1 pseudogene is annotated in these 372 nt (G+C 56.7%); it reads left to right on the forward strand.

Annotated elements, in window-relative coordinates:
- Positions 1-340, forward strand: a pseudogene (locus ALO43_RS17675) (glycosyltransferase family 2 protein); the annotation flags it as partial.
- Positions 341-372 lie beyond the last annotated feature (32 nt).

Here is a 372-nt window from a genome sequence, read left to right on the forward strand (position 1 = left end):
AGTCGGCTGCGTAGGCGCACTGATCAGCTACATGGACTGCGACGGCAACACGATCAAATGCCAATCGCGCGACTATATCGAACGGCTGACATTCGACGACGTGTTGCGCGGTGCGGTCGTTGTCGGGGCGCCGGTGGCCCTGTATCGGATGCAGGCCATGCGTGACGCGAACGGCTACGATCCGGAGATAAAGGTTCAGGATTTCCAGGCCACGCTGAGAATTGCCCGCCTGGGCTATGAAATGCATGTGATCCCCGAAGTCGTGACACGCTATCGACGTCACCCCAACAACCTTTCACGCAAGTACAAGGTGCTGCTTGAGGCTGATCTCAAAAGTATCTAGCCCTATCGTGAGCACCCCGAATATCAGAG

Origin of the sequence: Pseudomonas tremae, assembly GCF_001401155.1 — a bacterium.
Lineage (GTDB): Bacteria > Pseudomonadota > Gammaproteobacteria > Pseudomonadales > Pseudomonadaceae > Aquipseudomonas > Aquipseudomonas tremae.